This is a genomic window from Nocardia sp. CC201C (genome assembly GCF_030010695.1).
In the GTDB taxonomy this organism is placed as follows: Bacteria; Actinomycetota; Actinomycetes; order Mycobacteriales; family Mycobacteriaceae; genus Nocardia; species Nocardia otitidiscaviarum.
This window is the reverse complement of record NZ_JASCXP010000623.1, coordinates 1-2,772: the sequence shown is the minus strand read 5'-3', so window position 1 is coordinate 2,772 and position 2,772 is coordinate 1. Positions and strand designations below refer to the sequence as shown.

Below are 2,772 nucleotides of genomic sequence, written 5' to 3'. Positions count from 1 at the left end.
GAATCTCGCGGAGATCCGCGCCACGGTACTCGGCCTCGAGGACGACGCCCACGCTCACGGCTGCGTGGTCGCCGACGACGGTACGGTCACCGCACCCGTGGCGAACACGGGCAATCCCGCGCTTGATCTCGCACTCCAGGCATGTCTCGACACCAAGGCCGCGGCACTCCAGGCGCGGCTGGTGCCGCTGTTGGTGGGCGCCGACGGGCTGGATCGCGAGGTGGCCGCCCGACTCGACGACGCCCGTGCCGAACTGCTCGCGCTGGCGGCGAATCCCCAGGGCGCACGGCCGGATTCGCGCATTATCGATATCCTGGACGGCGCCGCGTTGTTCCCCGACGACCCGTACGCCGTGCACGAGCTGTGGGAATCCCTCACGCCCGCCGATCGCGACGCGCTCGTCGCCTACGACCCGGCCATCGGGAATCGCGACGGCATTCCGGCGGTGGCGCGGGACTTCTACAACCGGCGGTATCTGGCGCGGCTGGAGTCGGCCGCCCACGCCGAACTCGCCTACCTCGACGGGCTGCATCCGGACTGGGCGGCCGGGCGGAATCCGCCCAGTACACCGGCGGAGTGGATACGCCTGCGGGAGTGGGACGCCGCCCGGCAGGAGGCGCACACTCGGCTGGCCGACTATCGGGTGGTTCGCCGGCAGCTCGACGGTGGCGGTGACCCGCCCCGCTATCTGCTGGCGGTCGACGACAGCGGGCGGGGCGCGATCGCCCTCGGCAATCCGGACGCCGCCCGCAACATCGCGACCTTCCTCCCCGGCACCGGCGCGCGGCTGGGCACCATCGGCGCGGGCGTCGACCGCTCCCGTGCGCTGCTGGACGCGGCCACACGCGCGAATCCGGCCGAGCGCAGCGCGGTGATCGCCTGGTACGGCTACCACGCGCCGCCCGACCTGATGGCCGCGCTGCGTCCCGACTACGCCACCGCCGCCGCTCCCGCGCTCGACCGCTTCCTGGACGGCCTGCGCGCCACCCACTCCGGCCCGCCCGCGCACACCACGCTCGTAGGCCACAGTTACGGCAGTACCGTGATCGGTGTCGCGGCCACCGGAGGAGGGTCTCTCGCGGCCGATAGTGTGATTTTCGTCGGCAGTCCGGGGGTACGGACCGACCATGTCACCGAGCTCCGGCTCGACGGCGTGCCGCCCGCGGACAACCCCCGGCACATCTTCGCCACCGCGGCCGCCGCCGATCCGGTCGCCGTCTTCGGTTCCGTGGCGCACGGTATCAGTCCGATCGAACGGGCGTTCGGCGCAACGGTTTTCGAGTCCGCGCCGGGCACCCGGCTGCAATTGCCGTTCCTCACGGTGTTCCCGGGAGAGCCGTGGGCGCACCACGGTTACTGGGATGCGGGCAATCCCGGATTGGTCACCCAGGGCGAGATCGTCGGCGGTGCGTACCCCCGATGACCACGGGTTAAACGTTTACCGACGGATCGCCGCGAGTGTTATTCGTACGATTGACCATGTTATGGTGCGTGTGATCCGGGGCACATCGCCCGTCATGGGCAGAATGTCGCGGGTCGCGATGAGGGAAATTGGAAGGTTCGACGATGTTGGTTACCGCTGGCGAGATTCCGGCGCAAGCGGATTCGTGTGGTGCTGAGCGCGTCGACGTGAACGGTTCGGCGAGGACGTAGATGCGCAGCGACAGCATTCGACGCAAGTTCAAGCTCCACGAGGATCAGCGGCGCGCGAGTGAACTACCCCGGCTCCTGGAGGGGCTGGAGGTCCTCGGTTTCGTACGCGCCGACGAGCTGCCCCAGCAGCTGCTGGACACCCTCGCCGATTTCGGCACCGCCAACCCGGCGCCGAACCAGCGCATCTACGCCGGGACCGCCAAGCCCCGCGTCGACGAGTGGCATGGGGAATTGCTGCGCCGCGCGGGCATCGGTGAGCGGTTCTTCCTGCGCACCGGGCTCGAGTACTTCCCCTGGGCGGACTGCCGGGTAACCGACGGACGCTGGCTCGACGCCGTGCGCTCCGTGCTCGGCCCCGGTCTCGCGTTCATCGCCCACGACCGTCATTCGGCGGCGCTCACCGTTCCGGTGCGGTACGAACTGCTCGGCTATCTGACCGTGCCGCTGGTCGGCCCGACCGACACCAAACCCGCCGAACCGGCCGAGGACAACGAGGCGACCGTCCTCATGTCCCGGATCGAGCCCGCCGAGACCGCGCGGACGGAAGTCGCGGGCGGCTGACACCCGAACCGTGGCGCGCCGGGATACGTTGTTCCCGGTATCCGCGCGACGGAACGGAGGCGCTGCCATGACGACCCTCGACGGACTGCCCGCGCATGTCCTACTGGTGCACGCACTGGTGGTGCTGGTGCCGCTCACCGCGGCGCTGCTCATCCTCTGTGCACTGTGGGTGGCCGCGCGCCGGCGACTCGTCTGGCCGACCGCGGTCCTGGCGGTGGTGGTGGTCGCGCTGACACCGCTCACCATCGACGCGGGCGAGTGGCTGTACACCAGGGTGGGCAGCACGCCCGCCGTCGACGAACACGTCGAACTTGGCCGCGCCAGCCTCTACTACGTGATCCCGCTGCTGGTGGTGGCGCTCCTGCTGCTGCTCTGGCACTGGCGCGAGGAGCGCGGCGCGACCATCGGCCGTCCCGTGGTGAGTGTCCTCATCGTGCTCGCGATCGTCGCCGGGGTCGCGGCGGGTGTGCAGATCTACCGCGTCGGTGAGAGCGGTTCACGCGCGGTGTGGGGCGGCATCACGGCGACGTAGCGGTGAAGGCCGTCGATACGAAAAAA

Annotated in this window: 3 protein-coding genes; all 3 read left to right on the top strand. The window is 70.0% G+C overall.

Annotation, left to right across the window (positions count from 1 at the left end):
* Nucleotides 1–1,423 (top strand): alpha/beta hydrolase (locus QK444_RS35060; protein ID WP_282786288.1); only part of this gene is annotated, 1,423 nt, incomplete at its 5' end.
* Nucleotides 1,424–1,653: 230 nt separating this feature from the next.
* A complete protein-coding gene (locus QK444_RS35055) occupies nucleotides 1,654–2,214 on the top strand; it encodes a hypothetical protein (protein ID WP_282786287.1) in 561 nt (186 codons plus the stop codon).
* A 67-nt stretch (nucleotides 2,215–2,281) separates the two neighbouring features.
* Complete coding sequence (locus QK444_RS35050) at nucleotides 2,282–2,746, top strand: DUF2231 domain-containing protein (protein WP_282786286.1); 465 nt, start codon at nucleotides 2,282–2,284, stop codon at nucleotides 2,744–2,746.
* Nucleotides 2,747–2,772: the final 26 nt, after the last annotated feature.

Coding starts and splice junctions, on each gene's coding strand:
- QK444_RS35055 (WP_282786287.1), top strand. CDS start 1,654: ATGCGCAGCGACAGCATTCGACGCAAGTTCAAGCTCCACGAGGATCAG.
- QK444_RS35050 (WP_282786286.1), top strand. CDS start 2,282: ATGACGACCCTCGACGGACTGCCCGCGCATGTCCTACTGGTGCACGCA.